At 70.8% G+C, this 25,735-nt stretch carries 25 protein-coding genes and 1 tRNA gene; 9 read left to right on the top strand and 17 right to left on the bottom strand.

All coding sequences use genetic code 11. From position 1 onward, the window contains the following. Positions 1 to 2 precede the first annotated feature (2 nt). Genes ACZ5UI_RS20435 through ACZ5UI_RS20420 form a run of 4 tightly spaced genes read right to left on the bottom strand, consistent with a single transcriptional unit; the run spans position 3 to position 4,876 of the window. The gene (locus ACZ5UI_RS20435) at positions 3 to 1,478 is read right to left on the bottom strand and encodes an alpha,alpha-trehalose-phosphate synthase (UDP-forming) (RefSeq protein WP_464190428.1); all 1,476 of its coding nucleotides are present in this window, start codon (positions 1,476 to 1,478) and stop codon (positions 3 to 5) included. Further along, on the bottom strand, positions 1,478 to 2,716 hold the full coding sequence (locus ACZ5UI_RS20430) for a glycosyltransferase (RefSeq protein ID WP_464190426.1): 1,239 nt from the start codon (positions 2,714 to 2,716) through the stop codon (positions 1,478 to 1,480). The genes ACZ5UI_RS20435 and ACZ5UI_RS20430 overlap by 1 nt, the downstream gene beginning before the upstream one ends. Before the next feature lie 31 nt (positions 2,717 to 2,747). Continuing rightward, positions 2,748 to 4,157 (bottom strand): sensor histidine kinase, encoded by a 1,410-nt coding sequence (locus ACZ5UI_RS20425; RefSeq protein WP_464190424.1) that lies wholly within the window; start codon positions 4,155 to 4,157, stop codon positions 2,748 to 2,750. Then, positions 4,154 to 4,876: a response regulator transcription factor gene (locus tag ACZ5UI_RS20420; RefSeq protein ID WP_464190422.1), complete on the bottom strand. Its 723-nt coding sequence runs from the start codon at positions 4,874 to 4,876 to the stop codon at positions 4,154 to 4,156. The genes ACZ5UI_RS20425 and ACZ5UI_RS20420 overlap by 4 nt, the downstream gene beginning before the upstream one ends. Positions 4,877 to 4,903: 27 nt before the next feature. Between ACZ5UI_RS20420 and ACZ5UI_RS20415 the strand changes: the two genes are divergently transcribed. Then, complete coding sequence (locus tag ACZ5UI_RS20415) at positions 4,904 to 6,661, top strand: M28 family peptidase (RefSeq protein WP_464190420.1); 1,758 nt, start codon at positions 4,904 to 4,906, stop codon at positions 6,659 to 6,661. Continuing rightward, on the top strand, positions 6,658 to 7,362 hold the full coding sequence (locus ACZ5UI_RS20410) for a sortase (RefSeq protein WP_464190418.1): 705 nt from the start codon (positions 6,658 to 6,660) through the stop codon (positions 7,360 to 7,362). The genes ACZ5UI_RS20415 and ACZ5UI_RS20410 overlap by 4 nt, the downstream gene beginning before the upstream one ends. A gap of 147 nt (positions 7,363 to 7,509) precedes the next feature. Here ACZ5UI_RS20410 and thiL read toward each other — a convergent pair whose 3' ends face one another. The 3 genes from thiL to ACZ5UI_RS20395 are packed head-to-tail and all read right to left on the bottom strand — an operon-like array spanning position 7,510 to position 11,013. Continuing rightward, a complete protein-coding gene (gene thiL / locus ACZ5UI_RS20405; protein WP_464190416.1) occupies positions 7,510 to 8,475 on the bottom strand; it encodes a thiamine-phosphate kinase in 966 nt (321 codons plus the stop codon). Positions 8,476 to 8,481: 6 nt separating this feature from the next. Beyond that, positions 8,482 to 8,700: a translation initiation factor IF-1 gene (gene infA / locus ACZ5UI_RS20400; protein ID WP_464190414.1), complete on the bottom strand. Its 219-nt coding sequence runs from the start codon at positions 8,698 to 8,700 to the stop codon at positions 8,482 to 8,484. 27 nt (positions 8,701 to 8,727) lie between these two features. Continuing rightward, complete coding sequence (locus ACZ5UI_RS20395; protein ID WP_464190412.1) at positions 8,728 to 11,013, bottom strand: transglycosylase domain-containing protein; 2,286 nt, start codon at positions 11,011 to 11,013, stop codon at positions 8,728 to 8,730. Positions 11,014 to 11,123: 110 nt separating this feature from the next. On the opposite strand from ACZ5UI_RS20395, the gene ACZ5UI_RS20390 reads away from it, so the two are divergent. The 7 genes from ACZ5UI_RS20390 (at position 11,124) to ACZ5UI_RS20360 (ending at position 15,940) form a co-directional block, all read left to right on the top strand. Continuing rightward, positions 11,124 to 12,290, top strand: a complete 1,167-nt coding sequence (locus tag ACZ5UI_RS20390) for a mannosyltransferase family protein (RefSeq protein ID WP_464190410.1) — start codon at positions 11,124 to 11,126, stop codon at positions 12,288 to 12,290. Beyond that, positions 12,283 to 12,975 (top strand): HAD family hydrolase, encoded by a 693-nt coding sequence (locus tag ACZ5UI_RS20385; protein ID WP_464190408.1) that lies wholly within the window; start codon positions 12,283 to 12,285, stop codon positions 12,973 to 12,975. Before ACZ5UI_RS20390 ends, ACZ5UI_RS20385 begins: the two co-directional genes overlap by 8 nt. A 10-nt stretch (positions 12,976 to 12,985) precedes the next feature. After that, entirely contained in the window at positions 12,986 to 13,855 is an 870-nt protein-coding gene (locus ACZ5UI_RS20380; RefSeq protein ID WP_464190406.1) for a lysostaphin resistance A-like protein, read from the top strand. Between the two features lie 38 nt (positions 13,856 to 13,893). Further along, positions 13,894 to 14,928, top strand: coding sequence for a L,D-transpeptidase family protein (locus tag ACZ5UI_RS20375; RefSeq protein ID WP_464190404.1), 1,035 nt, complete (start codon positions 13,894 to 13,896; stop codon positions 14,926 to 14,928). After that, the gene (pyrE, locus tag ACZ5UI_RS20370; RefSeq protein ID WP_464190402.1) at positions 14,925 to 15,488 is read left to right on the top strand and encodes an orotate phosphoribosyltransferase; all 564 of its coding nucleotides are present in this window, start codon (positions 14,925 to 14,927) and stop codon (positions 15,486 to 15,488) included. The genes ACZ5UI_RS20375 and pyrE overlap by 4 nt, the downstream gene beginning before the upstream one ends. Before the next feature lie 21 nt (positions 15,489 to 15,509). After that, positions 15,510 to 15,581 (top strand) — tRNA-Arg (locus tag ACZ5UI_RS20365). Positions 15,582 to 15,583: 2 nt separating this feature from the next. Further along, positions 15,584 to 15,940 carry a hypothetical protein gene (locus ACZ5UI_RS20360; protein WP_464190400.1) on the top strand — a complete coding sequence of 119 codons (357 nt, stop codon included), beginning with the start codon at positions 15,584 to 15,586 and terminating at the stop codon, positions 15,938 to 15,940. Here ACZ5UI_RS20360 and ACZ5UI_RS20355 read toward each other — a convergent pair. From ACZ5UI_RS20355 to ACZ5UI_RS20310, 10 genes are all read right to left on the bottom strand, one after another. Continuing rightward, positions 15,937 to 17,085, bottom strand: coding sequence for an ABC transporter ATP-binding protein (locus ACZ5UI_RS20355; protein ID WP_464190398.1), 1,149 nt, complete (start codon positions 17,083 to 17,085; stop codon positions 15,937 to 15,939). The two genes, ACZ5UI_RS20360 and ACZ5UI_RS20355, sit on opposite strands and share 4 nt — an antisense overlap. Then, positions 17,082 to 18,119: an ABC transporter ATP-binding protein gene (locus ACZ5UI_RS20350; protein WP_464190396.1), complete on the bottom strand. Its 1,038-nt coding sequence runs from the start codon at positions 18,117 to 18,119 to the stop codon at positions 17,082 to 17,084. Before ACZ5UI_RS20350 ends, ACZ5UI_RS20355 begins: the two co-directional genes overlap by 4 nt. 2 nt (positions 18,120 to 18,121) lie before the next feature. Beyond that, positions 18,122 to 19,075 carry an ABC transporter permease gene (locus ACZ5UI_RS20345; RefSeq protein WP_464190394.1) on the bottom strand — a complete coding sequence of 318 codons (954 nt, stop codon included), beginning with the start codon at positions 19,073 to 19,075 and terminating at the stop codon, positions 18,122 to 18,124. Continuing rightward, positions 19,075 to 20,118 carry an ABC transporter permease gene (locus ACZ5UI_RS20340; RefSeq protein ID WP_464190392.1) on the bottom strand — a complete coding sequence of 348 codons (1,044 nt, stop codon included), beginning with the start codon at positions 20,116 to 20,118 and terminating at the stop codon, positions 19,075 to 19,077. The genes ACZ5UI_RS20345 and ACZ5UI_RS20340 overlap by 1 nt, the downstream gene beginning before the upstream one ends. Before the next feature lie 66 nt (positions 20,119 to 20,184). Further along, the gene (locus ACZ5UI_RS20335; RefSeq protein ID WP_464190390.1) at positions 20,185 to 21,867 is read right to left on the bottom strand and encodes an ABC transporter substrate-binding protein; all 1,683 of its coding nucleotides are present in this window, start codon (positions 21,865 to 21,867) and stop codon (positions 20,185 to 20,187) included. Positions 21,868 to 22,099: 232 nt separating this feature from the next. Beyond that, the gene (locus tag ACZ5UI_RS20330) at positions 22,100 to 22,714 is read right to left on the bottom strand and encodes a hypothetical protein (protein ID WP_464190388.1); all 615 of its coding nucleotides are present in this window, start codon (positions 22,712 to 22,714) and stop codon (positions 22,100 to 22,102) included. A gap of 12 nt (positions 22,715 to 22,726) precedes the next feature. Beyond that, positions 22,727 to 23,146, bottom strand: coding sequence for a D-aminoacyl-tRNA deacylase (gene dtd, locus ACZ5UI_RS20325; RefSeq protein WP_464190386.1), 420 nt, complete (start codon positions 23,144 to 23,146; stop codon positions 22,727 to 22,729). After that, positions 23,143 to 24,072: an AEC family transporter gene (locus tag ACZ5UI_RS20320; protein ID WP_464190384.1), complete on the bottom strand. Its 930-nt coding sequence runs from the start codon at positions 24,070 to 24,072 to the stop codon at positions 23,143 to 23,145. The genes dtd and ACZ5UI_RS20320 overlap by 4 nt, the downstream gene beginning before the upstream one ends. Before the next feature lie 9 nt (positions 24,073 to 24,081). Continuing rightward, a complete protein-coding gene (locus ACZ5UI_RS20315) occupies positions 24,082 to 25,068 on the bottom strand; it encodes a galactose-1-phosphate uridylyltransferase (protein WP_464190382.1) in 987 nt (328 codons plus the stop codon). After that, on the bottom strand, positions 25,061 to 25,648 hold the full coding sequence (locus ACZ5UI_RS20310; protein WP_464190380.1) for a TlpA family protein disulfide reductase: 588 nt from the start codon (positions 25,646 to 25,648) through the stop codon (positions 25,061 to 25,063). Before ACZ5UI_RS20310 ends, ACZ5UI_RS20315 begins: the two co-directional genes overlap by 8 nt. Positions 25,649 to 25,735: the final 87 nt, after the last annotated feature.

The raw sequence follows: 25,735 nt of genomic DNA, 5'->3' as shown, positions 1-25,735 counted from the left end.
CGCTACCGCTTGGCCCGCGCGGTCTCGCGCTTGCGCGCGATGTCCTCGATCTGGTCGTCGATCCAGTCGCCCGGGTTGCGCGCGGTGATGATCTCGCGCAGGCCGTCCAACCGGCGGGCGCGCTCGCCACCCGACATCGTCAGCGCGGCGTGGATCGAGTCCGCGAGCTCCTGGATGTCGAACGGGTTGACCGACAGGGCGAACTCGCCGAGCTCCTCGTGGGCGCCGGTGTTCTCGCTGAGGATCGACACGCCGGAGCGCTCGTTGACCACGGGCCCTTCCTTGGCCACCAGGTTCATCCCGTCGAACATGGCGTTGACCAGCAGCACGTCGTAGTGCTTGTAGGCGGCGACGGCCTCCTCGAGGTCGTCGCGCAGCTTCAGCTGGATCGGCATCCAGTCGGGCGTGCCGTGGCGATGGTTGACGACGGCCACGAGCGCCTCGATGCGCTCCAGGTACTCGGCGTACTCGGGCACGTCGGTCCGCGACGGCATCAGCTGGGCCACGAACGTGACGCGCTCGCGGAACTCCGGATGCTGCTCGAGGAACAGGTCGTAGCCGGTGAACCCGCGCAGGACGTTCTTGGACAGGTCGGCGCGGTCGACGCGCAGGATCAGATGGTCGCGCCGCCGGCGCAGCAGCTCGGCCTCGAAGCCCGCGGTGCGGTCGGACTGGGCCACGCGGCGGGTGGCCTCGGCGTCGATCGGCAGCGGGTAGGCGCGGACCCACACCTCGTGGCCCTCGAACTCCACGACGCCCGCGTCGAAGTCCACGTCCAGGCCCATCAGATCGCGGCAGCACTGCAGGAAGTTGCGCTTGTAGGCCTGCGTGTGGAAGCCGATGATGTCGTTGGCCAGCAGCCCCTCGTACAGCTCGCGGCGGATGCGCGAGGGCAGCACGCGCCAGGCGTCCGGCTGCGTCCACGGGATGTGCACGAAGTGATGCAGGAAGACGTCGGGCCGCGCGCGGCGGACCAGGCCCGGCAGCGTGTACAGGTGGTAGTCGTGGACCATCACGACGGCGTTCTCGACGCCCTCGATCTGGTCGATGACCGCGAGCGCCAGGTCCTCGTTGACGACGTTGTAGCCGTACTCGAACGCCTCGACCTCGTTGCGGCGGATGTCCGGCGCGTTGCTGAGGTCCCACAGGTAGTGCTGGATGAACCACAGCATCGGGTTGGCGAAGATGTTGTAGAAGCGATCGAAGGCGTCGGGATCGCTCTCCACGAAGCGCACCTGGTACTCGCCGCCGTTGGCCGCGTCGACCGTGAAGGGCCGGCCGTCGTGGTGGCGGGCGCGCTCGGCGTCGCCCTGCGTCATCGACGAGGCGATCCACACCGCCTCACGGTGCGAGGCCAGGCCGGTCAGCGCGGTGACCAGGCCGCCGCCGCCCCGCTTGAAGGTGCCGTCGTCGGAGAACGTCACCGGGCCGCGGTTGGATACCAGGATCAGGGGTGCTCGGTCGCTGCTGTCGCCCATCAGGCGGCCTCCGCCAGGTCAGTGAAGATGCGCAGGTAGTCGCGCAGATACCGCGGGGTGAGGAAGTGCTTGCGCACGTGCTCCTTGCCGCGGCGGCCCAGCGCCTTGCCGAGGGCCGGGTCCTCGAGGATGTCGATGCTGCGGCTCGCGCAGGTTTCCACGTCGTTGACCAGATACCCCGATACGCCGTTGTCGACCTGCAACGGGATGCCGCCCGCGTTGCCGCCGATGAACGGCCGCGCCTTCCACAGCGCCTCGCTGACCGTCAGCCCGAAGCCCTCGCGGATCGACTTCTGGATCACCACGTCGGCGTGCGACTGGAACGCGTTGACCTCGATCGCGCCGACGTTGTTGAAGTTGTTGAGGATGTGGATGTCGTCGTCGCCGCCCGCGTGGGCCATCGTCGCGTTGAAGAAGTCCCAGCCCTCGGGGTCGTCGCTGGCCATCGAGCCGACCAGCGCCAGCTGCACCTCGGGCACGCGCTCCTTGACCTGGCGGTAGGCGTCGATCACGCCCAGCGGGTCCTTCCACGGGTCAAAGCGCGACACCTGGCACATCAGCGGCCGGTCCACGTCGATGCCGAACTGCCGGCACACGTAGGCGGCGTCCTCGGGCGAGAGCGCCATGTTCTTCGGCGCCAGCGGGTCGATCGCCGGCGGGACGATGTTGACGTGGCCCTCCATCCCCTCGGGGACGTAGGCCGCCGTGTGGAACAGCGACTGCGGGTAGTGGCTGATCGACGGCAGCAGCCGCTCGATCGTCGCCGGGTTGGGCGTCGACAGGTCGATGTGGCAGCGCCACACCCAGCTCTTGGCCTTCTCGGGCACCAGCGGGTACAGCGCCGCGGGCTGCGGGTCGTGGACGATGCACACGTCCCAGCCCGGCGACAGCTCGCGGGCGTTCATCTCGTTGTAGGACGCCCACGTGCGCCACTGCTCTTCGGTCAGGTCCTGCGGGTTGCCCTGCAGCGCGTTGTGCATGACCTTCGTCGCGGTGAAGAACTCCTCGCGGCCGTAGATCACCTGCCACTCGCAGTCCAGCCCGACGTCCTTCATCAGCGGCACCAGCGTGTAGAGGATCTCCGACACGCCGCCCCCGAACGCGGTGGCCGACAGGTGCACCACGCGCAGCCCGGCCAGCGGCTCGGCCAGTGCCCGGATCTCCTCGGCCAGCTCGCGCCCGACGATGTGCGTGTAGTCGGCCAACGGCTTGGTCCCGACGTTCACCGGTTGCAGCACGAGCGGGACGCTACCCCTTCGCCCGACCGGACTACCCCGCGGGCTCGGCGGGCAGGTCGAAGGAGAACGTCGTGCGCCCGGGCGTCGACTCGACCGTCAGCCGCCCGGACATGCGCTCGGCCAGCTCGTGGGCGATGGCCAGGCCCAGCCCGGAGCCTCCGACGTCATCGGAGGTGTAGAACGGCTCGAAGATCCGCGACACGTCGGAGTGACGGATGCCCGGGCCGCTGTCGCGCACCGCCAGCGACACGTGCCCGTCGACCTGGGAGGCGGCGACGATCACGTCGGTGCCCTGCGGCGTGTGCACGAGCGCGTTGTCGATCAGGATGCGCAGCACCTGGGCGACGCGCTCGGGATCGCAGGTGGCCTCCAGCGTCGTCGGCGGCAGGCGCAGCTCCAGGCGCGACCCGTGCGTCGACAGCGCGGGCAGGAACTCCGAGGCGACCGCGCGGGCCAGCAGGCCGACGTCGGTCGGCTCCGGCCGCAGCTCCAGCGAGCCGGCCTCCAGGCGCGACAGGTCGAGCAGCTCGACGGTCAGCGTGCGCAGCCGGGCCACCTGGTCGCGCACCTGCACGAGGAAGGCCGTGCGCGTCTCCTCGTCGAGGTCCTCGTCCAGCAGCAGCTCCACGAACCCCGACAGCGAGAAGATCGGCGTGCGCAGCTCGTGCGAGGCGGTGGCGATGAACCGCTTGCGGGCCGAGTCGAGCTGGCCCAGCTGACGCTGCATCTCGTCCAGCGTGCGGGCCAGCTGGCCCAGCTCGTCGCGCGAGCCGATCGGGAAGCGCGCGCTGAAGTCGCCCTCGGTGACCTGGCGCGCGCCGCGCTCCAACCGGCGGATGCGGCGCGACAGCGGCCGCGACACGAGCAGGCCGACGAACAGCGCGATGACCACGGCGGCCACGCCGGCCACGAGGATCCGCCGCTGGATCAGCGCCACCGTCTCGGCCACGTCGCTCAGCGGCGAGCTGAACACCACCACGCGCGCGACGCGGCGGTTGTAGACCAGCGGCCGCGCCGCCTCGCCCAGACGCCCGTCGTCGCTGGCCTCGGTCGCGGTCTGCGGCTCGCCGGAGCGCGCCGCCTCCAGCGCGACGTCGAGCGACAGGTCGGAGATGTCGACCTCCTCGGTCGAGTCCGAGATCACGTAGGTGGCCAGCCCCTCCGTGCCGCGCGACACGCCCAGCAACGTCACGCGGGCGTTGGCCCGGTCGGCCGCCGCGCGCACCTCGGCGTCGACCGCCTTCTCGTCGAGGTTGGAGCCGATCGCCTCGCGCAGCGGTCGCGAGTAGACCCGGGCGGTGACGGCCAGCGAGTCGAGCTTCTGCTCCTCCAGCCGCGTCTGCAGCGACGGCAGCACGTACAGCGTGACCACGCCCACCGCGACCAGCGCGACGACGAGGAAGGCCAGGGCCAGTCGAGCGCTGATCGACCGCAGGATCACTCGCGACCGCCGGCGCGCTCCTTGTCGCGGAAGCGGTAGCCGACGCCGCGCACCGTGAACAGGTACTCGGGATCCTTGGCCTCGACCTCGAGCTTCTCGCGCAGGTGACGGATGTGGACGTCGATGGTGCGCGGGTCGCGGAAGGCCGAGTCGCCCCAGATGCGGGTCAGCAGCATGTCGCGCGTGAACACCCGGCCCGGGTTGCGGGCCAGCGCGGCCAGGATCTCGAACTCGACGAAGGTCAGGTCGACCTTCTCCTCACGCACGGTCACGGAGCGCTTGGCGAAGTCCATGTGCAGGTCCAGGACGGTCAGCGGCGTCTCGTCGTCGAGCTCCTCCGAGCGCGACATCGCGCCGCGCCGCAGCGCCGCCCGCACGCGCGAGCGGAACTCGCGCATCGAGAAGGGCTTGGTGATGTAGTCGTCGGCGCCCAGCTCGAGGCCGACGATCTTGTCGACCTCCTCGGCCTTGGCCGTGAGCATGATGATCGGCACCGTCGAGCGGGCCCGCAGCCGGCGGCAGACCTCCAGGCCGTCGACCTGCGGCAGCATCACGTCGAGCACGACGAGATCGAACGGCCCCTCGTCGAAGCGGGCCAGGGCCTGGCGGCCATCGGTGGCGTTGACGACCTCGTAGCCGTCCTTCTGCAAGGGGTAGGACAGAAGGGTCTGGATCGACTGCTCGTCGTCCACCAGCAGGATGCGGGGTGAGCGTTCCATTGCGCGGTGCGGTCAATATGCCAGTGAATGCTGGACCTGCGCATCTATCGCGCCGCGTTCGTGCCGATCCTGTTCGTGCTCGTCGTGGCCGCGTTCTCGCTGCAGTCACGGGCGAATCCCATCTCGACGGCGCTGCCGCCGGATGCCTTCGACGCGTCGCGCGCCTTCCGTCTGCTCGACGATCTGGCCCAGCGCTTCCCCGATCGCGCACCCGGATCGGCGGGCGACATGGACCTCGCCGCGTCGGTCCAGCGCGCCTTCGCCGCGACCGACTTCGAGGTCACGACGACCGACACGACGGCCGAGACGGTCGACGGCGAGCGCACGCTGCGCAACGTGATCGCGGCGCGTCCCGGCCGGCTGAACCGGGCGATCGTCGTCGTGGCCCATCGGGACGCGGTGGGGTCCCCGGCCAAGGCGCAGCTGTCGGGCACGGCCACGCTCCTGGAGCTGTCGCGGCTGCTGAACGGCCGCACGACGCGCCGCACGATCGTGCTCGTCTCGACCAGCGGCGGCAGCGGGGGCGACGCGGGCGCGGCCGAGTGGGCCAAGCGCGTCCAGGCGCCGGTCGACGCCGTGCTGGTGCTCGGCGACATGGCCTCGGTGGTGGAACGGCGCCCGCAGGTCGTGGGCTGGTCGAACGTCAGCGGGAGCGCCCCGCGGCGCCTGCAGCGCACGGTCGAACAGGCGGTGACCGAGGAGGCGGGCCCACCGGGTACCACCCGCACGACGATGCAGGCCCTGCGACTCGCCTTCCCGTTCACGGTCTCCGAGCAGGGCGTGATCGGCGCCCAGGATCTCCCGGCCGTGCTGCTCAGCGCCTCGGGCGAGCTCGGCCCGGCGCCCGACGCCGCGGTCAGCGAGGAGCGCATGGAGGCCATGGGGCGGGCGGCGCTGCGCTCCCTGACCGCCCTGGACGAGGGGCCCGACGTGCTGCCCACCGGGGTGCAGTCGACCGTCCAGGTGCGCAACCAGCTGCTGCCGCTGTGGGCGGTGCGGCTGCTCGGCGCCGCCGCGTTCCTGCCCGCGCTGCTGGCGGCGATCGACGGCCTGGCCCGCGTGCGGCGCCGGCGCGAGCCGATCCTGGCCTGGATCGGCTGGGTCCTGGCCATCGGCTCGCCGCTGCTGGCCGCCGGCCTCGTGCTGATGCTGCTGCGCGTGCTCGGGCTGGTCACCGCGCCGGCCGCGCCCGTGGCCCCAGGGGTGATCAGCGTCTCCGCGGGCGTGCTGGCGGTCGCGCTGGCCGTGGTCGTGCTCGGCTACCTGATGGTGTGGCCGCTGCTGCGGCGGATGACGCCGACCGCGGGCGACGGCGGTGCCGGGATCTCGCTGGCCCTCGTCACGCAGGTGCTGGCCTGGATCGTCTGGCTGTCCAACCCCTACGCGGCGCTGTTCCTCGTGCCCGCCGTGCACCTGTGGCTGCTGGCCGTGGCGCCCGAGATGCGCGGCGGCCGGGCCTGGCGCCTGGCCTTCGTCGTGCTGCCCGCGGTCCCGTTCGCGCTGGCCGCGGCGGCCTACACGATCGCCCTGGACACCAACCCGGTGCAGCTCGGCTGGACCGGCGTGCTGGCCATCGCGGGCGGGCACGTGTCGCCGCTCTCGCTCGTGCTGTGGTCGCTGCTGATCGGCTGTGGCCTGTCGGCGCTGGTGATCGCCCTGCTGACCGTGCCCGCGAGCCCGGCGCGCAAGGGCCTGGGCGGAGGCGGGCAGGTGCTCTCGCGCGGGCCGATGACCTACGCCGGTCCCGGCTCCCTGGGCGGTACCGACTCGGCGCGGCGCCGATGAGATCGGCGCTGCGCTTCCTCTCGACGGTCCTGATCGCCGCGGGCATCCTGCTCGTGGCCGACGCGGTCGTGACGGTCGTGTGGCAGGAGCCGGTCTCCGCCCTGATCGCCAAGCGCAGCCAGGACCGCCTGGCCGGGCAGCTGAAGATCCTCGAGAAGGGAACGCTGCGGCCCGCCGAGCTGCAGGCGATGCGGCAGCTGCCCGACACGGACAAGCGCCTGGACTACGCGGCGCGCAAGCTGCAGGAGCAGACGCCCCTGGGCGACGCCGTCGGGCGCATCGAGATGCCCACGATCGACAAGTCGTTCGTCGTCGTCGCGGGCGACGACCCCGAGGAGCTGCGCAAGGGTCCGGGCGCCTACCCGGACACGCCGCTCCCGGGACGCGGCGGCACGACGGCGATCGCCGGCCACCGCACGACCTACCTGGCGCCGTTTCGCGACATCGACGACCTGCACCGGGGCGACGAGGTCGTGGTGAAGATGCCCTACGGCACCTTCACCTACTCGGTGCAGGGCCAGGAGATCGTCCCGCCCACCGATCTGTCGGTGATCCGGCCCGTCGGCTACGAGCGGCTCGTGCTCACCGCGTGCCACCCGCTGTACAGCGCGGCAAAACGCATCGTGGTGTCGGCGCGGCTCATTCGGGTGGTCCCGGCTCAACGGATTGCCGATGTGGAGACCCCCGCCGCGCGCCGATAGATGCCGCGGGCATGGGGAACAGCCATCAGGAAGTGAAGGGACAGGTCGCGGGCGCGGCCTACCGGGTCGACGCGGGTGCGGTGGCGGAGGCGATGCTCCGCCACCCCGGCGTCCGGCGCCTGCTGGGCGCCGACCGCGACGACCGGTTCAGCCGGCCCGGCGGTGCTCGAAGCCCCGAGCCGGGGCCACCGCGGCCCCGGCTCGGGTGAGCGTCAGCTCGGCCGGGCCCGCGACCGCCCTTCCGACCCAGGCGATCACGCCGGCCGCTTCGGCGGCGGCGCGTTGCGCCGGGTCCACACAACACAACAGCTCATAGTCCTCGCCGCCGGTCGCCGCCAGCTGCGCAGGGTCCGCACCGATCGCCTCGGCCACCGCGTCGAGGCCGTCGGGTCGTGGAAGCGCGTCCAGGTCGATCTCGATGCGCACGCCGGAGGCCTCGGCCACGTGGCGCGCGTCGGAGGCGATCCCGTCGGACAGGTCGATCATCGCGTGCACACCGGGCGTGGCGGCCAGCGCGGGGCCGACGTCCAGGCGCGGCGTCGGGCGCAGGTACGCCGCCACCAGCGCGGCGCGATGGTCGGCGCGCCCGTCGAGGATCGCCAGGCCGGCGGCGGACCCGCCCAGCGGCCCAGTGACGCCGACGAGGTCGCCGGCCCGGGCGCCGTCGCGGCCGGCCAGCGCCGCCGGATCGTCGGTCCAGCCGACGACGGTCACGGCGATGGCCAGCATCGGCCCGGAGGTGATGTCGCCGCCGATCACCGAGGTGCCGGTGGCCCGGGCCAGGTCGCCCAGGCCCGCGGCCAGCTCGAGCACCGCGTCGTCGGCGAGGTCGGCGGGCAGGATCAGCGCGACGTAGGCCTCGCCGGCGGACACGCCCATCGCGGCCAGGTCCGACAGCGCGCCGGCCAGCGCCCGGTGTCCGATGTCGCGCGGCGCCGCCTGGGCGCGGCGGAAGTGGACGCCGTCGACCATCGTGTCGACCGACGTGACGGCGAAGCCGCCCGCCCGCACGACCGCGGCATCGTCACCGGAACCGCGCACCACCTGTGGACCCGGGGCGCCGAGGCGCTCGCGGATCGCGTCGATGAGAGCGAACTCGCCGAGCGAGCTCACCGATCGCTACCGGTGGCGGTAGACGATGCGGGCGCGGTCGAGGTCGTACGGCGACAGCTCGACGCGAACGCGGTCACCGGGCAGGATGCGGATGCGGAAGCGGCGCATCTTGCCGGCGACGTGACCGAGGACGTTGTGGCCGTTGTCGAGCTGCACCCGGAACATTGCGTTCGGGAGTGCCTCGACGACCTCGCCCTCGAATTCGACTTTCTCTTCCTTGGCCATTCGCCCGTAGAGAGTAGCCGCTGACCGCTATGGGGTCGCGCCGCCGGCCTCCGCGCCGCCCGGGGTGGGTGTCGGCGTGGGCGTCGGTGTCGGCGCCGGGGTGGGAGTCGGCGTCGGCGTGGGTGTCGGCGTTGGCGTGGGTGTCGGCGTCGGGGTGGGAGTCGGCGTTGGCGTGGGCGTGGGCTCCGGCGCCGGCTCCGGGGTCTTCGTCTCCGGCGCCTTCTGCGGCGGCGACTCGTACTCGTCGGGGTCGTAGTTGGGGTCGGTGCCCGTTTCGGGCTTCTTCTTCGGCTTGGCCTTGCCGGTCTCGAAGTCCGTGGCCGCGTCGGCGTCGGTGCTGACCTCGTCGCCGGGCGCGCCCGTGGTCGCGTACTTGCCGAAGAACGGCGAGGACTCGAACGGCTCCTTGGGCGCCGCGAAGTCGCCGCAGTAGGAGCCCTTGGCCTGCTTCATGTACGCGCCCCAGATCTGCGCGGGGAAGGTGCCGCCGGCGACCGCGATGCCGTGCACGGAGAACATCGAGGTCTGCTCGTTGGGGTAGCCGACCCACACGGCCGTGGCCAGCTTGGGCGTGAAGCCGACGAACCAGGCGTCGCGGAAGTCGTCGGTGGTGCCGGTCTTGCCCGCCACCGGGCAGCCGATGTTGGCCGCGGTGCCCGTGCCGGCGAGCACGTTCTGGCGCAGGATCTCCGTCGCCTCGGAGGTGACGCCGTCGCTGAACACCTTCTCGCGCTTGCCCGCGTCGGGCTCGTCGACCTTGCCGTCGCGGAAGGTGACCTTGGTGATCATCGTCGGCTCGTTGCGGGTGCCGCCGTTGGCGATCGTCGAGTAGGCGTTGGCCATCTCCAGCGGCGAGACGCCGTACTCCAGGCCGCCCAGGCCCTCGGCCGGGTAGCCGTTGAGCTTGGAGGTGATGCCCATGTCCTGGGCGGTCTCCTTGACCTTGTCCGGTCCGACGTCGAGATCGAGCTGCTCGTAGATCGCGTTGTCGGAGCTCAGCGTGGCCTGGACGAGGTTGGCCGAGCCGATGTAGGAGTTCGAGTAGGTGGCCACGTCGATCGGCCCGTAGATCGGGTCGTCGAACTTCAGCGGCTTGGAGACGTAGTAGGTCGACTTCGGATCGACGCCCTGGCGCAGCGCGGTCATCAGGACCATCGTCTTGAAGGTCGAGCCCGGCTGGCGGTGGCCCTGGGCGGCGAGGTTGAACTTCGACTGGCCGTAGTTGCCCGACGAGGCCATGGCCAGGATGTGGCCGTTGGCCGGATCCATGGTGACGATCGCCGATGCCGGGTCGGTCGACTGGTTGAGGATCGAGGACATCGCCTCGCGCGCCTGCTCCTGCTTCTCCAGGTCGATCGTCGTGTAGATCTTCAGGCCGCCCTTGCGGACCTCGTCGACGCCGTACTTCTCGATCAGCTCGGAGCGCACGTAGTCGAAGACGTAGTTCTCGCGGCGCTCGGTGTAGTAGCCGGACTGCTCGACGCCGAGCGGCGCGTCCAACGCCGCGGTCAGCTCGGCCGGCGTGATCATGGCCTGGGCCGCCATCGCCCGCAGCACCTCGTCGCGCCGGTCCTTGGCGCCGCGCGGGTTGAGGAACGGGTTGTAGTCCGTGGGCGCCTGGGGCAGACCGGCCAGCAGCGCGGCCTCGGGCAGCGTCATGTCGATCGCGGGCTTGTCGAAGAACACGCGCGCCGCGGCCTGCACGCCGAGCGCCTCCTGGCCGCCGACCGTGCCGTAGGGCACGTTGTTGAGGTAGCGGTCGAGGATCCACCCCTTGGTGTGGATGTTCTCGAGCTCCTCGGCCAGCTTGGCCTCGCGGATCTTGCGCTTGTAGCCCTCGATGCCGTCGCGGACCGTGTCGCCGGTGTACATGTTGCGCACCAGCTGCATGGTCAGCGTCGAGCCGCCCTGGACCGTCTTGCCCTTGCTGGTCAGGTTCTTGACGCCGGCCCGGACGATGCCCTCGAGGTCCACGCCCTTGTGGTCCCAGAAGCGCTTGTCCTCGATCGCCACCGTGGCGTCCTTCATCACGTCGGGGATCAGCGTCGAGCGCACGGGCGTGCGCAGGATGTCGGCCTGGATGAAGCCCAGGCGTGAGCCGTCGGCGGCGTAGACCACCGAGGACGAGCCGGGATCGACCGGCTTGAGCTCCTCGATCGTCGGGCCCGACGTGGCCACGCTGACCACCCAGCCGACGGCCGCGGCGGCGCCCAGGGCGACCGCGACGACGGCCAGACCAAGGGTCAGGAGGAAGATTTTCGCGCCGCCGTGGCGATGACCACGGCGCCGCTTCTGTCGATCGCGACGCGTCATGAGCTCTGGGACAGGACCGTGCGCCAACGCTCCCGAGCGAGCGCACGAAGAGCGGATTCTAGGGAAGGTGGCGCTTTCCTCGCGCACGTTCCTGCCACCATCGGCTGCGGATGCCTCGTGACCTGCGCGACGCCTGGATGGCGCTGTGGACCTCCAGGCTCCTGGTGTGGGCCGCCGGCATGGGGGCGGTGTGGATCTGGGGTCTGAGCGTGCGCGCGCCAGGCTTCGATCCCGGCGGGCTGGGATCGGCCACGTGGACGGCGCCCGCCGTGCGCTGGGACGCGATCTGGTACCTCGACATCGCCCACACCGGCTACGACGACGGGCCGACCGCCGCGTTCTTCCCGCTGTACCCGATCGTCATCCGCGGGTTCGGGGGCTCGGCGCTGGCCGCGATCCTCCTGTCGCTGATCTGCTTCTTCGGCGCGCTGGTCGCGCTGCAGAAGCTCACCGAGCTCGAGTTGGGCGCCGAGGCCGCGCGCTGGACGGTGTGGGCGCTGGCCTTCTCGCCGATGGCCTTCTTCTTCTCGGCGGTCTACAGCGAGTCGCTGTTCCTGGCCCTGACCGTGGGCAGCGTGCTGGCCGCGCGGCGCGATCACTGGGCCTGGGCGGGGATCCTGGGGGCGCTGGCCGCGGCCACCCGATCGACCGGCGTGGCGATCGCGTTCGCGCTGGTGCTGCTGGCCTTCGCGGGCGGGAGACGACCGAGGCCCTCGCAGCTGGCCTGGGTGCTGCTCGTGCCCGTGGGCCTGGCCGTGTTCCCGGCGGGCCTGGCGCTGGCGCACCTGGACTGGCACGCGCCGTTCAAGGCCCAGGACGTCTGGTACCGCGAGTGGGCCGGGCCGCTGGGCGGCGTGTGGGAGGGCGCGAAGACCGCGTGGGCGGGCGTGCGCCAGCTGGTCGCCGGCGACGCCCCGGGCACCCGCCTGTACTTCCCGATCGCCGGCGGCGACCCGCTGGCCATCGCCCGCATCAACGTCGGCCTGTTCCTGTGGGTCCCGCTGGTGGCGATCGCCCTGGTCGGCGTGCTCCGGCGCCTGCCGCTGGCCTACGCCGCCTACGTCGTCGCGTCGCTGGCCGTCCCGCTCTCCTATCCGGTCATCCCGCAGCCGCTGATGTCGTTCCCGCGCTTCGTGCTCGTCTGCTTCCCGCTGTGGATGTGGCTGGGCTGGCTGCTGTCGCGCCACCGGCGCTGGCGGATCCCCGCGCTGGTGGTCAGTGCGATCCTGCTCGCCGTGTCCGTCGCCCAGTTCGCCACCTGGCATTTCGTTGCCTGACCGCGCGGTGCTCCTGGACGCGCTGGGCACCCTGGTCACGTTCGACCCGCCGGCGCCACGGCTGGCCGCGCTGCTGAGCGAGCGTCACGGCGTGGCGGTCAGCGAGGACGAGGCCGCCGTGGCGATGCGGGCCGAGATCCGCCACTACCGCGCCGCGCACGACCAGGCCGTCGACGCCGCGTCGCTGGCCGCGCTGCGGCTCGCGTGCGCCGGCACGCTGCGCGCCGCGCTGCCCGCGCGGGTCCACGCCGCGCTGGATCCCGAGACGCTGGTGGGCACGCTGGTCGACGCGATCGTCTTCTCGCCGTTTCCGGAGACCGTCGGCGTGCTCGAGGAGCTGCGCCGCCGCGGCCATCCGCTGGCCGTCGTCTCCAACTGGGACGTCTCGCTGCACGAGGTGCTGGAGCGCACCGGGTTGGCGCCGCTGGTCGACGCGGTGGTGATCTCGGCCGAGCTGGGGGCGTCCAAGCCCGACCCGCTGCCCTTCGTGCGGGCGCTGGAGATCCTGGGGACGCCGGCGGCGGGCGCGCTGCACGTGGGCGACACCTACGCCGAGGACGTGCTCGGCGCCCGGGCCGCGGGCGTCACGCCGGTGCTGGTCGTGCGCGACGGCTCGCCACCGCCCGACGACGCAGCCCTCGTGGTCGTCCCCGATCTACGCGGCGTGCTCCACCTCGCCACCTAAGCTGACGACCGTGTCCAACCCGTTCGGCCACCCGCCCGAGTTGCCCGAGGATCCCGAAGCGCCGTTCGCGCCCCCCGTCGCACCGACGCCCGCGCCCGCGCGCTGGCCGATGTGGACGGCGTTCGTGGCCGTCTTCACGGCGCTCATCGTGGGCAACATCCTGGGCGGGATCGTGCTGGCCATCGCCGCGGGCACCGGCGCCGACACCGACGACATCCCGGTGGCCTGGACGATGGTGGCCAACGGCTTCTTCCAGCTGTCGCTGCTGGGCACCGCGCTGTTCTTCGCGCGCACCTACGGCGGCGCCACCGCCGAGCGCTTCGGCCTGCGCGCGATCCGCCTCGGTCCCGCGCTGGGCTGGTCGGCGCTGGCACTGGTCGGCTACTACGCCTTCCAGGCCGCGTGGGTCTCGCTGCTCAGCCTGCAGAACGAGACCGACGACATCACGAACAAGCTCCAGGACGACCCGACGACGGCCACCGTCGCGCTGATCGCCATCTTCGCCGTGGTGATCGCGCCGATCATCGAGGAGACGTTCTTCCGCGGCTACGTGTTCACCGCGCTGCGCTCGTCGCTGCCCACCGGCTGGGCCGTCGTCGTCACCGGACTGATCTTCGGCGCGGTCCACGGGTTCGGCTCGCCGATCGGGTTCCTGCCGCCGCTGGCCGTGCTCGGGATGGTGCTGTGCCTCGTGTACTGGAAGACGGGATCGATCCTCCCGTGCATCGGCCTGCACATCACGAACAACGCGATCGCGCTGTCGGTCGCGCTGGGCTGGACGTGGCAGGCGCCGGTGCTGTGGGCGGGCGCGCTGCTGGCCGCGGCGGGGCTCGTGCTGCCCTTCGTCGTGGCCAGACGGCGCGTTCCCGTCACCGCCTGAGGGAATTCGCGGCGGCGCTGACTAGAATTCCGCGCGCCATGCGCCCGGTCTTCATCGCCTTCATCGCCACCCTGTTGCTCGTGCCCGCGACCGCCGCGGCGCAGGACCCCACGGTCCCGCCCGTGCCGACGCCGGTTCCGACGCCCACCCCGACGCCCACCCCGACGCCGACTCCGACGCCGACCCCCACGCCGACGCCGACCCCCACGCCGGCGCCCGCACCGGCCAAGGCCAAGCTGTCGCTGAAGGTGGCCGACGACGAGGTGCTGGCCGGCGCGCGCATCCGCGTCGAGGGCAAGCTGACCCCGGCCACGCGCGGGGAGAAGGTCACGATCACCTTCAAGCGCGGCGGCCGCACGCTGCGCAAGGTCACCACGGGCGCCGGTGACGGCGACTTCGTCGTCGGCCTGAAGTCGACGGGCGACGGCACGATCAGCGTCAGCGCCAAGCACGCGGCCAGCGACACGCTGCGTGCCGCGACCGCGAAGACCGAGCGCATCACGGTCATCAAGCCGTTCGCGCACTCGGGCGAGCGCAGCAAGTCGGTCGACTGGCTGCAGGACAAGCTGGCCGCCAAGCACTACTCGGTCTCCCGCGACGGCGTCTTCGACGACGCCACGGCCCGCGCGGTGATGGCCTTCCGCAAGGTCACGGGCATGGCCCGCACGTACGAGGCCAACTCCGACGTCTTCCGGCGGCTGGACGCCGGGATGGGCGACTTCAAGGTCCGCTACCCCGAGCACGGCCGCCACGTCGAGGGCGACATCACCAACCAGGTGATCGCGCTGATCAACCCGGGCGGCAAGGTCTACCGGATCTACCCGACCTCGTCGGGCTCGTCGGCCACGCCGACGGTCACCGGCCACTTCAAGGTCTACATGAAGACGGTGGGCACCAACGCGAAGGGCATGGTCGACTCCAGCTACTTCATCCGCGGCTACGCCGTGCACGGCTACCCCGACGTGCCGCCCTACAACGCCAGCCACGGGTGCTTCCGGATCCCGATCCCCAACGCGGCGTTCGTCTACAGCTGGATGACGATCGGCACGCCGGTCGACGCGTACTACCGGTGAGCGCCGGCTCGGACGCCCACGATCGCCTGATCGCCGCGCTGCGCGAGCACGCGCTGGTGATCGGCGAGGTGGTGCTGACGAGCGGCGCGACCGCGCAGTACTACGTCGACGCCAAGCGGGCGATCCTCCGCCGCGACGGCTTCCAGGCGCTCGGCGAGCTGGTCGCCGCGCAGGCCACGCAGTGGAACGCGACCGCCGTCGGCGGCATGACGATGGGCGCCGATCCGGTGGCCTGTGCCGCGCTGGCCGGCGGCGCCGACGTGAAGGCGTTCTTCGTGCGCAAGGAGGCCAAGGACCACGGCCTGCACCGCCGCGTCGAAGGCCCGTTCCTGGACGCGGCCGACCGCTGCGTCGTGGTCGAGGACGTCGTCACCACCGGCGGCTCGACCCTGGCCGCGATCGAGGCCCTGCAGGCGGAGGGCCGCACGATCGTCGGCGTGATCTCCGTGCTCGATCGCCTGGCCGGCGGCGGCGAGCGCATCGCGGCCGCGGCGGGCGCGCCCTACGTCGCGCTGACCACGATCGACGACGTCTACCCCGATCGTCCGGACCGGAAGTAGCCCTAGAGTGGGCCGGGACAGGCCCTCGTAGCTCAGTGGATAGAGCGCCGCTCTCCTAAAGCGGGTGCGCAGGTTCGACTCCTGCCGGGGGCATCGTGGCGTCCTACGTCGTCAACCCGGCCGGAGTGCAGCGCGCGCAGGAGCTGATCGACGCGCGCCAGTACGTGCTGCGCTCGGAATGGGGCGAGGTGCAGCCCAACGCCGAGGCCGAGAACGCGTACCTGGCCAAGCACTCCTGGGCGGAGTACGCGGGCTGGCATCTGGGCCTCACCGAGGGCGCCAACGACGAGACGAAGGCGCGCTACGCGTTCGTCTACGGCGACTTCCGCCGCATCCACCGGATCGGGCTGATCGCCTGCCTGTACCGCGCCGCCGAGTGGCGCCACAAGCAGGTCGAGCTGGCGGCGCACGACCTGCTCCAGCGCCTCGACGGGCGCGCCGGCTTGGCTTAGACCACGGTCTCCTGGCCCTCGCCCTTGGGCGCCAGCGCGTCGCCGCCCTGGCCGGCGGGGACGAAGTCGGGCTTGTCGTCGCCGGCGGCCAGCGGGCTGGCCGGCGAGATCATCGAAGCGGCGATCTCCTCCGGGGTGACGTTCTGCGGGTGGTGGCAGGCGGCCAGGTGGCCGTTGGCGTACTGGGTCAGCGGCGGGATGACCGTCCGGCAGATCTCCGTCGCGCGCGGGCAGCGGGTGTGGAACACGCAGCCCGGCGGCGGGTTGATCGGGTTGGGCGGCTCGCCGGAGACGACGATCCGCTGGCGCTGGCGGTTCTCGCGCGGATCCGGGATCGGGATGGCCGACAGCAGCGCCTCGGTGTACGGGTGGATCGGCTTGTCGTACAGCTCGCCGCCGGGCGACAGCTCCATGATCTTGCCCAGGTACATCACCGCGATGCGATCGGACACGTGGCGCACGACGGACAGGTCGTGGGCCACGAACAGGTAGGTCAGGCCGAGGCCGTCCTGGAGCTCCTCGAGCAGGTTGATGATCTGGGCCTGGATCGAGACGTCCAGCGCCGAGACCGGCTCGTCCAGCACGATCAGCTTCGGGTTCATGGCCAGCGCGCGGGCGATGCCGATGCGCTGGCGCTGGCCGCCGGAGAACTCGTGCGGGTAGCGGTTGACGTGCTCGCGGTGCAGGCCGACGCGGTCCAGGAGATCCTGGGCCCGGGTCTCCACCTCCTTGCCCTCGACGCCGCGCGCCTTCAGCGGCGTGGCCAGGATCTGGCTGACGCGCTTGCGCGGGTTCAGGGAGGCGAACGGGTCCTGGAAGACCATCTGCATCTCGCGCCGGTAGGGGCGCATGTCGCGCCGCGATGCGCGCGTGATGTCCTCGCCGTGGAAGCGGATGGTCCCCGACGTCGAGTCCAGCAGCCGCAGCACGGTGCGCGACAGCGTCGTCTTGCCGCAGCCCGACTCGCCCACCAGCCCGAGCGTCTCGCCCTCGTTGAGGCCGAAGGTCACGTCGTCGACCGCGTGCACCTTGGCCACCGTGCGGTCGACGATGATCCCCGACTTGACCGGGAAGTGCTGGGTCAGGTGCTCGACCTCGAGCAGCGGCGTCTTGCCGTTCGTCGGAGTCGGCGTATCCGTGCTCATCCGACCGCCACCTCCTTCGTGGCCAGGCCGACCTCGCCCTCGCTGACGTAGCGCTTGGTGCGCTTCTGCTCCAGCGTGAGGAAGCACCGGTCCGGATGCCCGGCGCCGCGATCCTCGAGCTGGGGCACCTCCAGGCAGGCGGCGAACTCGTGCGGGCAGCGGGCCCGGAAGTGGCAGCCCTGGGGCGGGTCCAGCAGCGAGGGCGGGAGCCCGGCGATCGAGGGCAGCTTCTCGGAGCGGTCGCGATCGACGCGGGTGATCGAGCCCAGCAGGCCCCACGTGTAGGGGTGCTGGGGGTCGTAGAAGATCTCGTCGGTCGTGCCCTGCTCGACGATGCGCCCGCCGTACATGACGGCGATGCGGTCGGCGATGTCGGCGACGACGCCGAGGTCGTGGGTGACCAGGATGATCGCCGTGCCCGTCTGGTCCTTGAGCTCCTTCATGCGCTCCAGGATCTGGGCCTGGATCGTCACGTCCAGCGCGGTGGTCGGCTCGTCGGCGATCAGCACCTTGGGCGAGCAGGAGAGCGCGAGCGCGATCATCACGCGCTGGCGCATGCCGCCGGAGAACTCGTGCGGGTAGGAGCGTGAGCGCTCCGCCGCCCGCGGGATGCCCACGCGCTCCATCAGCTCGACGACGCGATCGTGGACCTGCGCCTTGTTGAGCTTCTCGTGGGCCAGGATCTGCTCGGCGATCTGGTCGCCGATGCGCTGGACCGGGTTCAGCGACGTCATCGGGTCCTGGAAGATCATCGCCATCTCGGCGCCGCGGACCTTGCGCAGGTCGTTCTCGCTCATCGTCAGCAGCTCTTGGCCCATGTAGGTGGCCGAGCCCCGGAACCGCGCGTTGGGCGAGCGGTTGAGCCCGAGCAGCGACATCGCGGTGACGGACTTGCCGGAGCCGGACTCGCCGACCACGGCCAGCACCTCGCCGGCGTTGAGGGTGAGGGACACGTCGTCCACCGCGTGGACGATGCCCTCGTCGGTCTGGAAGTCGACCTGCAGGTGGTCGATGACCAGGATCGGTTCGGCCATGTTCAGCTTCCCAAGCGGATTCGGGGGTCGAGCAGCGCGTAGACGATGTCGACGAAGGTGTTCAGGATCACGATGAAGCAGGCGCCCAGCAGCGTCACGGCGAGCACCGGCGGCACGTCCAGCCGCCCGATCGCCTCGGCGAAGTACTGGCCGACGCCCTGCAGGTCGAAGACCGACTCGGTCAGCACGGCGCCGCCGGCGATGACCAGGCCGAAGTCCAGGCCCCACAGGGTGATCACCGGGATCAGCGAGTTGCGCAGCACGTGGCGCGTGAGCACGCGCCACTCGGAGATGCCCTTGGCCCGCGCGGTGCGCACGTAGTCGTCGTTGATCGTGTCCAGGACGTTGGACCGCACGATGCGCGAGTACACGCCGATGAACAGGATGGCCAACGCCGTCCAGGGCAGGATCAGGTGGTAGAACCACTGCCACAGGCCGCTGGCCGCGATCTCCTCGTATCCGCCGTTGGGGAACCAGCCGAGCTTGTAGCCCAGGTAGTAGGTCATCAGCGCGCCGACCCAGAAGACCGGCATCGAGACGCCGATCAGCGCGAGCACGGTCAGTATTCGATCGGAGAACCTCCCCGCGCTGACCGCGCTGTACAGACCCAGGGCGATGCCCAGGACCATCCAGATGATGGCCGCGCCGATGGCCAGCGCGAAGGTCCGCGGCAGCCCCATCTTGATCTGCTGCCAGACGTTCGTCTGGTCGCTGTAGGAGACGAGCTCGCCGGTGAAGACCTGCTTCATCATGTAGACGTACTGCTGCGGCAGGCTGTCGTTGAAGTGCCACTGCCGGCGGATCGCCTCGATCTGCACGGGCGTCGAGTTCTTGCCCGCCATGCGCACGGCGGGGTCGCCGTTGGGGATGACGTTGAAGATCAGGAACGTCAGGATCGACACGGCGAACAGCACGAGCACCATGCCGATCAGGCGGCGGAGAATGAACCGGGCCATCAGTGATCCAGCCGAATCTTGGCGCGGGGATCGAGCGCGTCACGCACGCCCTCGCCGAAGATGTTCAGCGAGAGGACGGTGAGCACGAGCATGACGCCCGGCGCGATGGTCAGCCAGGGCGCGGAGGTGAGCAGCTCGATGCCGTCGGAGATCATCACGCCCCAGGACGGCTCGGGCGGCTGGACGCCGGCGCCCAGGAACGACAGCGCCGCCTCCAGCAGGACCGCGTTGGCCACGATCAACGGGAAGAAGACCAGCAGCGTCGAGGCCAGGTTTGGCAGCAGCTCGGTGAACATGATCCGCCACGGACCCATGCCCTGGGCGCGCGCGGCCTCGATGAACTCCTTCTCGCGCAGGGCCAGGACCTGGCCGCGGATCGGTCGGGCCAGGTACACGACGTAGGAGATCCCGATGATGAACGTCGGGATCCACAGCGAGCCGCCCTCGAGGTGCAGCGGCCCGAGCGACAGGCCGCCGAGGTTCAGCGAGACGCCGAGGGCGACGCCGAGCAGGATCACCGGGAAGGCCCACATCACGTCGAACACGCGCGAGATGATCCAGTCGATCCAGCCGCCGAAGAAGCCGGCCAGCAGGCCGAAGATCGTGGCGAAGATCATGGTCAGGACGGAGGCGCCGATGCCGATCAGCAGCGAGTTGCGCCCGCCGTAGAGCAGGCGGACCATCACGTCGCGGCCGTTGCGATCGGCGCCGAGGAAGTACTCGCCGTGCCACGTCGGGCCGGTCGGCGTGCCGTCGTAGTCGACGACGTTGCGCTCCTCACCGCCGATGTTGATCGTGCCGGTGATGTTGTTCTTGAAGGGGGTGGTGTGCGCCACGTGGTCGGCGTACAGGGGCGCGGCGAGCGAGACGAGTACCAGCAACAGGAAGAGGACGCCGAAAGCGAGGGCGACCTTGTTGCGAAGCAGACGGCGCAGCGCGATGCGCCACGGCCCGGTACCCGCTGCGGCCTTGCGCTCCTCGGCAGCGATCTCGGGAGGGAGATCGGTGGAGAAGCCAACTTCGGCGGAGTCGGTGCTAGCCATGAGAAAAGGTGTCGTAGGAGACGAGTGGGGGGTGTCCAGATGGACACCCCCCGAAACGTCACGCGGCTACTTCAGCTTCAGAAGCGAGAAGTCGCCGTTGTAGACCGGGTGGGCCACGTAAGACGCGAAGTCCACCTTGTCCGAGACGAGCTTGGTCAGCTCGCGGTTGCCATACGGCGCGATGTACGCGTGGTCGACGACCAGCTTGTCGGCCTTCGCGTAGTCCGGCGCGACGGCATCCAGATCCGGGTTGGCATCCGAGGAGTCGATCAGCTTGTTGACCTCGGGATCGTTCACGTTCCCGAAGTTCTGGTTGTTCGTCTCCTGGATGGACGCCCCGTTGACCAGGAACATGAAGTTCGCCGGGTGCGGGAAGTCCTGGAACCAGTTGGCGAAGCCGGCCTGGGCCTTCGTCTTCTGGTTGCCGATGGTCTGGAAGTAGACCGAGCCCTCGACGATCTTGGGCGTCGCCTTCAGACCGATCTGGTTCATCGCGTCAGCGATGTACTCGGTGACCGGCTTGGACGGGTCCTCGTCATTGCCGAACACGGTGACCGGAGCACCTTCGGCGCCGGCCTCCTTGATGAGGGCCTTGGCCTTCTCCAGGTCCGGCGCCTCGTTCGGATCACCGTAGGGGCACGGCTCGACCTTCTCGTAGCCCTTCATGCCCGGGGGCAGGAAGTTGCACGACGGCGCCAACAGGCCACCGAAGATGCGCGCCAGGGCGCGCTTGTCGATGCCGTAGTTGACCGCCTGACGAACCTTCTCGTCGTCGAACGGCGCGATGTCGTTGTTGAGGAAGATGTAGTACGTCGAGTTGGTGACGTACTTCTCGAAACGACCCTTGGCCTGATCCTCGACCTCGCGCAGACGGTCGGCGGGCGGCGGATCCTGCAGGTAGTCCACCTCGTTGCGCAGGACGTCGTCGACCTGGCGCTGCTGGTTCTTCACGATCGTGATGTCGATCGTGTCGAGGTTGCCGAGGGGGATCTCCGGAATGGCGAACTTCTCGAAGTCGGCGTTCTTCTCCAGCGTGATGCCGCGGTTGGGCACCGACTTCGTGATCTTGTACGGACCGACGCCCGGGGGCGGATCCGTGGTCATGTTCTTGAACGGCGTGGACGACGGCACCAGGCCGGCGAAGTCCATCGCCAGCACGTAGTCGAACGACCCGACCTTGTCGGTCAGCTTGATCGTGATGTCGCCGGTCTTGTCGTCGGTGACGATGCCCTTGATGTCGCCATCGGGATCGCCCTTCTTGACGTAGTCCTCCGCGCCGACGATCGGCAGGTAGAAGGACGAGCCACCCGACTCCAGGTTGAGCACGCGCTTGATCGTGTGCTCGAAGTCCGACGCCTTGACCGGCGTGCCGTCGGAGTACGTCAGGCCGTCACGCAGCTTCAGCTTGTACGTGAGACCGTCCTCGGAGACCTCGGGCAGCGCTTCCGCGAGGCCCGGGATCAGCGTGGCGCCTTCGGCGCCTTCCGCGTGCTTGTACGTCAGCAGCGGGGTGTACACGTTCCAGAGGGCGGTCCAGCCCTCCTGCGTGTAGGACAGCGCCGGATCCATGTAGTCCGGGCTCGACGTGTAGTCCACGCGAAGCGTGCCACCCGTCGTGCCGCCACTGTCTTCGGTGGCGGCATCGGTCGCGGCACCACTCGTGGTGCCGGCGGCCGCGCTGGTGGACGTGTCAGAGCTGTTGTCGCTGCCACAGGCAGCGAACACCAGCGCCGAGACGGCGACCAGCATGAGGGCCGCGAGGGCCCTACGGATCTTGCTCAACTGAGTAAACCTCCTCCAGGGGGTTTAGGGCGCCCCTGCCGGGGACGAATCCCGACATGCGGGCGTGGAGAGAGCCTCCCAAGTGGCCGACACGGTACTCCCTCCGCGCATCGGCAGCGCTATACCGAAGGTCCAAACATGAACGCTTTGGTTCACCGCAGGCGCGAAATGCCTGCGAAACCGCGCATTTGAACCCCGTTCAGCTTTCGTCCTCGTCGCCGTCGTCGTCGTCCGCATAGAGCGATTCGCGCGCCAGCTCGCGGCCCGCGGCGTTGAACAGCTTGATGTCCAGGAGGTCTCCGCCGTAGTCGTCCGGGGCCAGCAGAGTGAACCGCCCCTCAGCGCTCAAGGTGCACTGATCGACGGCCAGATCGGCCAGCTCCGCGGTGGCCACGGCGCCGCCGCGGACCAGCGGCGTGCCCCACACGAGCGTCATCGCCGCGACCTGGCCGTGCTCGCCCCGCCAGCCGCCGACGACCTCGTCGCACAGGTCGAGGGTCCAGTCGGGGTTGTTCTCCGCGATCTCCTCGGAGACGCCGGCCACGGCGCGCATGCCCGAGGGCTCGCCGTCGTCCTCGGCGGGGCGGTAGGAGACGACGCCGAAGACCTCCTCGCCGTCGGCGGTGCGGGCGATGGCCGGCACGTAGGTGCGCCCGTGCCAGGTCCGATCGGGGTACCAGGCGATCTCGCCGAAGTCGACGTCGATCGCGCCGCGCAGCTCCGCGGCGAGGGTCTCGGCCCAGCGCCCGTAGGGAGCGACCTCCTGGGGCGGCTCGGCGGCGAATCGGGGAACGACGCGTGGTTCAGGTGGCATGTGCGGCGCAGGCTACGTGACGTCGAGGAGAATCGTCACCGGACCGTCGTTGACCAGCTCGACCTCCATGTGCGCGCCGAACACGCCGCGCTGGGCGCCGAGGGCCGCGCAGACGCGCTCGTACAGGGCGTTGGCGCGCGTCGGCTCGGCCGCGTCGACGAAGCTCGGGCGGTTGCCGCGACGGGTGTCGGCCATCAGCGTGAACTGGCTCACGCAGAGCACCTCGCGCTGGCCCAGGGCCTCGTTCATGCGCCCCTCGGCGTCGGCGAAGACGCGCAGCGCCCGCACCTTGGCCGCGAGCTTGTCGGCCGTCGCCTCGTCGTCGTCGTGCCCGACCCCGAGCAGCACCAGCAGGCCTGGGCCGATCGCGCCGGTCGTCTGGCCATCCACGCGCACGGCCGCGCGCGTGACCCGCTGGACGAGGGCCCTCATAGGAGGAACGGGGCGACGACGACGGCGGTCACGAGCACGATCATCGTCGACCAGGCCACGGCGGACGAGGCGATCTTCAGGTCCAGGCCGTACAGGTGGGCGACCACCACGGCGTTCGCCCCGCAGGGCATGGCGGCCTGCAGCAGGTAGGCGTCGGGGACGTCGATGATCAGCGCGGACAGGCCGATCATCAGCAGCGGCGCGGCGATCAGACGCAGGCCGAGCGCCAGGAGCACGGGGGCGCTGAGCGCGGGCGGGAAGGTCAGCGCGCCGTCCTCGGACTCCGCGCCCAGCGCGAGGCCGACGATGAAGAAGCCCAGCGGGATGATCGCGTAGACGCAGGCGTGGGCCACGTCCAGCAGCAGGTCGGGTGCCAGCGCGTTGGGCGCCAGCAGACCGGCGATCACCGCGATCAGCGGCGGGTTGCGCACCAGGCTGACGATCACGTCGCGGCGCGACCCGCTGTCGTGCGTGCCCATCACGGCGCCGATCGTCATCGCGACGATCAGGAACATCGGCGCCGACACGGCGGAGTCGTAGGCGACGGCGAAGCCGAGCTGGTCGCTGCCCAGGAGCGCGGTGACCAGCGGGAGCCCGAGGTAGCCCGTGTTGGCCAGGATCACGCAGAGCAGGACCGCGCCGGTCTGGGGCTGGGACAGGTGCAGCACCCGGCGGCAGACCACCCAGGCCACGAGGCCGACGATCGTCAGCTCCAGGTAGCCCAGCAGCGCGCCGGCGCCGACGCCGACCGTGAGGTGCAGGCGGGCGACGACGAAGAAGTAGATGACCGGGATGAACCCCCACAGGATCACCTTCGACAGCGCGCTGGCGATCGGGCGCCCGCCGTCGGCCAGGCGCGGCTCGGCCAGGATGCCCGCGGCGATCGAACCGGCGATCAGGCCGGCGACGAGCAGGACCTCGATCATCGCGCCGGCTCAGGCGTCGCGCAGCTGCGCGGCCGCCCGCTCGGGCGCGACGACGTTCAGGTTCACGCCCGTGCCCAGCTCCAGGCCGGCGAGGTGGGTCAGCCGGGGGAGCACGTCGATGCGCCAGCCGAACTGGTCGGCGCCCGCGGGCGCGGTGCGCACCCACAGGTTCAGCGGCGGGCTGGCGCCGAGCGCTCGGGCCAGGCGGCCCAGCACGTCGTGCAGCAGCGCCGCGGCCAGCGGGCCGTCGTCCTCGAAGCGCGCCGTCGGGCGGCGCGGGGCGATCATCAGCTGGTAGGGCACGCGGCTGGCGTAGGGCGCCAGGCAGACGGCCTCGTCGTCGATGGCCACGATCCGCTCGCGCCGGCGCACCTCCTCCTGCACGAGGTCGCCGAGCAGGTTGCCGCCCATCGTGCGCAGCGCGTGGGCCCCGAAGCGCTCGCGTTCGCGCGCGATGGCCGCGGGGACGAAGGGCAGCGCGTACAGCTGCGCGTGGGTGTGGGGCAGCGACGCACCGGCCACCGCGCCCTCGTTGACCAGCAGGTGCACGCAGGCGGCGCCGCCGGCCACGTGGTGGGCCATGCGCGCGCGCCACATGGTCATCGCCCGGGTCAGCTGCTCGGGACCGAGCTCCAGCAGCGTGGTCGCGGCCTGCGGGGCGTTGACGATCACCTCGTGGTGGCCGGTGGCGGCCGCGGCGCTGAACAGGTCGGGCGCGGACTCCGGCGGCGGCTGCGGGGCCTGCGGATCCAGCGCCGGGTACCGGTTGGGCACCACGCGCACGAGCCAGCCCGGCGTGTCCGGCGCGCTGCCGTCGACGCGCTGCGCGGTCAGCTCGGGCGGGGTGCGGTCCTCGTGACCCTCCAGGAACGGGTCGGCCTCGGCGTCCAGCGGCGGCGCGGCCTGGGCGCGCAGCTCCCCGCCGGGGCGCGTCGCCCGGTCGGTGGCGACGATCGTCCGCAGTCCGGTCAGCGCGTCGACGCGGACCTCAGGCATCGGCGCCGACGGCGTAGCGCTGGATGTCGGAGGCCAGCTGCTCCTGCGACGCGTAGCCGCCCTGGTGCACGTACTGGAGCTTGCCCTGGGCGTCGTAGAAGAGCATGAACGGCAGGCCCCGGATGGCGCCGAAGTCCTTCGTCGGAATGCGGGGCAGCTCGTAGCTGGGATAGCTGACCGGGAACTCCTTGAGGAAGCTCAGCGCGTCGTCGTGGACGTCCTCGGAGTCCAGGCCGATGAACGCGACCTGCTTGCCCTGGGAGACCGACAGGTTCTGCAGGTAGGGGAACTCGGCTCGGCACGGGCCGCACCACGAGGCCCAGCCGTTGACCACGACCGGGTGGCCCTTCAGTTCCTTCAGGCGCGCCTCGAAGGCGTCGCTGCCGCCATCGAGCAGTTGGTTGGCCTGCTCGTGCAGCGCGGCCAGCGGCGCCGGCGACCCCGCCAGCGACGCGCGGGCCTCCGCGGCGGAGACGGTCGAGCTCTGGGGCTTGTCGTTGCTCCCCTTGCTCTGCGTGAGTCCGATGACCACGACGGCCACGAGACCCAGGCCGATGACGGCGAAGACGAGCTTGCGCACGCCCTCAAGCTAACGGGCCAGCAGCGTGATCGGCCGACCAGCCGCTCCATCCGGCCATGCGATAGACTGGCGGCTACCCGTCGCGAG

Source organism: Conexibacter sp. JCM 18997 (assembly GCF_055391915.1).
This window is presented reverse-complemented; position numbering and strand designations above follow the sequence as displayed.